We start from the raw sequence: 3,108 nt of genomic DNA on the forward strand, positions 1-3,108 counted from the left end.
CGATAGCATCATATCCCTAGAAGCTTTATTGATGGCACGAGTTTCTGAGTCTTGAAAATCTCTTTTGGCATGCGAAACAATCTTCACATCCTTCATTTTCTGTACCCAGCTCATGTCCAGACCGTCCGCATAGTAGTTGCCATCGCTAAGGTAGTGTAAAATTGGTAACTTAAGTCTTACAAAGAAAGGAAGACAAGAATAAAGATATCAAAGTAAAAAAATAATCATTTTTTCTTCATTTTACTTTTCTAGTTTCCGCTATTCACCTGTCACCTGCGCTTCAAATCTAATGTCTCTGTCTGAAATATTCGTTATTTTTATTTGTTTTGAGTTTGGAATCTCAAATTCCCAAGATTCTTTAGATTGAAGAACTACACCTTTTTCTGATAAATATATACTATTATTTGTATCGTTTTCTTTTATTTTTGTTGGGATATTACTTGACGATGAGTAGATTTCGCTAATTTCTTGCTTCAAAACATCATAGTTAGTCCCTAAAAGGCTTCCTTCTCCCTTCTGCCACCATGAGGTTTTCCCAGATAATTCTAATTCCCCACCAGAAATCTTAGATATATATAATTTGGGGGAGAATTCTTTTTGTTTTGATGTCGGAACTTTTAAAACTATAGAATCACCTGGTTTCAAGGTATAACTCGCATTTTTGAAGTACAAATAAATACAACATATAAATATTATTGTTACAACAACAACCGCTCCTGAACATCCTAGATTCCATTTATTAAGTTGTTTTCTCTTGTTAATCACTTATTATTCTCCTCGTATGAATCTATACCATCTTGGATTGCAGAAGCGTCTCCTTCATTATCACCAAAATTCCCATTTGATTTATTTTTGAAAAATTTAACACCATCTTTATCTGAAGCCAATTGAGCTAAACCTGCATAATTTTTGATCTGCTCATCTTCCATTCCTAAATATCCTTTTGCTACATATCCAAAAAGATAGTTCCCTAAATAATCATCTCTTAAGTTACCTTCCCACTTACGTGACCAAAGTGAAAATTCAAGTTCATCATTATAATTTCTACTCTTTAAGTCTAAAGGTTTTCCAGTATTTACCAAATTTACAAAATCAGTAAGGTCAATACTAACCTGTGTCAAATCTGCTGAATTTATCATTATATCATCTCCAGGACTTTTCCATACTTTTCTACCTTCGTTAATTAGATAGTTTCTTTGTTTCATGTCTCCTTCATGAATAGATAAAATATCATTAGCTAGATTATTAGATACTTCCTTTATATCTATCCCTGATTTTTTTAATTCAACACTTTGACCTGGTTGCAGAGTATACTTACCAAGATTTTGTGCCCATAGATTAAAGAAAAAAATAGCCGCCAAACCTACAACAAGTGTTAAACTACAACCTAAATTCCAATTTGATTTTCTCTTCAAGTTCATTTATAACTCTCCTTATAGTCGTCATACCTTTCTGGAGATCTATCTATTCTGCAAAATTTCGTTCTCTTTCCTTTTTCTACGCTGACCCGACCACCTGATACACTGCAACAATACTATCATACGAAGAATCAAATAGACCAAACGAAGGATTTTCATCCTAGTAAGAACTGAGCTAAACTCTTCTCTTACTAATTCTATTTCCTGAATTAAATCCTCAATATTCTTACCTAGCTTTTTCTCTACAATAGTAGCATTTTCTGATATCAGATAATATTTAGCATCCAAAGTTGAAAAATACGCTTCAGACAGTGTTCCTTCTAAAGGAAATGAAATATCGTAATTATTAGGAGTTTGATTATATTCAGCGAAGACTTGTTGACCATATTTACAAGGATACCCCGTAATTTTAATATTTTTATAATCTAAATGCATTAACCCGTCTAAGGAAGGGGTCGTCCACTCCTCTTTATAGTGGTATAATTTCATTTTCTTATCTACCATTGGCCAAACCATAACATACCGACTATGCATGAATTCCTTAGTTAATGCTGAGTTACTTGCCAAACTGGTCGCACCAATCTCATATACTGACCAAATAAGAACTACGAGCATTAAGACAGCTTGAGTTGGTTTGTTTTTATAATAGTTTTTCATTTTATTTAACATTTTGCTCTCCGATGGAAGGATTGGGTTTATCTAAATCTTTTTGGAAATGTTGGATAGCATTCATAAATTTTTCAAAAGTTATTAATTGTTCACTAGAATGAGAAGAGATATATAATTTATAAGTTTCTTCTAATTTCTTCATTCCTTTCGTATAATCCCCTTCTCCAATATTTTGAACAAATTCATAAGCTCTATAGCCAGATGTTTTTTCAACATTATCGTAGTATGAGTTTGTAACATCAACTACACTATCTCCGTTCTTTATTTCGTGGTAAATATTAACAGCATCTAAATCTGAACGATAATCATCATTGCCAAGACTAGGAGAAATTCCCATAGCACCAACTACATCTCCTTGCCAACCTGCTAAATCATCCTCATTTTCTATTCCATGATTATCTGTATAATGTGCAGAAATTGTGGCAGCCATATGAGAATAATCTATTGTCCCTCCAAATTGAGATAGCAATTCCCTTACTCTTGCTTTCTGCTTCTCGTCTAATTTATTATAATTTCCTTGACCATATGCTTTCTCAGAAGCCAAATTCAGTTTCCCTTTTATCTCATCATTTGTATCCCCCTCTTCAATCTTTTCCAATCTCGTAAAATTATGCTGATTCTGGATAGCTTTCTGAATCGTATCAATCTCATAATCTTCTAATCCATATTTTTTCAGTATGTATTTCAGTTTGTCATTTATGCCAACTATTATACCATTCACCCCATTTGGACTATATAGTCCAGCGACAATTTGCCAAGCACCATAAGATTTATCACCATAAGAGTATGAAGCAACTATCTTAAAGAATTCTACATTTGCTTTCTTAGTCCCATATTTCTTTTCCATACTAACATATAATTTCAGTAATATTTCTGATTCAGTTTGACTAAATCCATATTGCTGTTGGAGTGTCTGAATAGATTTTTGTTTTTTACTTATTGGTATGGATGGCTCAATTTTTTGATTTTCAATCTTCACATCCTTCATCTTCTGTACCCAGCTCATGTCCAGACCGTCCGC

The 3,108-nt window shown here is 32.9% G+C and carries 3 protein-coding genes and 2 pseudogenes; all 5 read right to left on the reverse strand.

The features are described from left to right. Nucleotides 1-147: pseudogene (locus HMPREF2701_RS11360) on the reverse strand (virulence protein); the annotation flags it as partial. A gap of 111 nt (nucleotides 148-258) precedes the next feature. Then, nucleotides 259-765 (reverse strand): hypothetical protein, encoded by a 507-nt coding sequence (locus HMPREF2701_RS00350; protein WP_042750704.1) that lies wholly within the window; start codon nucleotides 763-765, stop codon nucleotides 259-261. Continuing rightward, nucleotides 762-1,421 carry a polymorphic toxin type 44 domain-containing protein gene (locus tag HMPREF2701_RS00355; RefSeq protein ID WP_061590550.1) on the reverse strand — a complete coding sequence of 220 codons (660 nt, stop codon included), beginning with the start codon at nucleotides 1,419-1,421 and terminating at the stop codon, nucleotides 762-764. Before HMPREF2701_RS00355 ends, HMPREF2701_RS00350 begins: the two co-directional genes overlap by 4 nt. A gap of 39 nt (nucleotides 1,422-1,460) precedes the next feature. Continuing rightward, nucleotides 1,461-2,087, reverse strand: a complete 627-nt coding sequence (locus HMPREF2701_RS00360) for a hypothetical protein (RefSeq protein WP_070481760.1) — start codon at nucleotides 2,085-2,087, stop codon at nucleotides 1,461-1,463. Beyond that, nucleotides 2,077-3,108, reverse strand: a pseudogene (locus HMPREF2701_RS00365) (ATP-binding protein); the annotation flags it as partial. The gene HMPREF2701_RS00360 and the pseudogene HMPREF2701_RS00365, both read right to left, overlap by 11 nt.

This window comes from Streptococcus sp. HMSC077D04 (assembly GCF_001808785.1).
In the GTDB taxonomy this organism is placed as follows: Bacteria; Bacillota; Bacilli; order Lactobacillales; family Streptococcaceae; genus Streptococcus; species Streptococcus mitis_BX.

Coding starts and splice junctions, on each gene's coding strand:
- HMPREF2701_RS00355 (WP_061590550.1), bottom strand. CDS start 1,421: ATGAACTTGAAGAGAAAATCAAATTGGAATTTAGGTTGTAGTTTAACA.
- HMPREF2701_RS00360 (WP_070481760.1), bottom strand. CDS start 2,087: ATGTTAAATAAAATGAAAAACTATTATAAAAACAAACCAACTCAAGCT.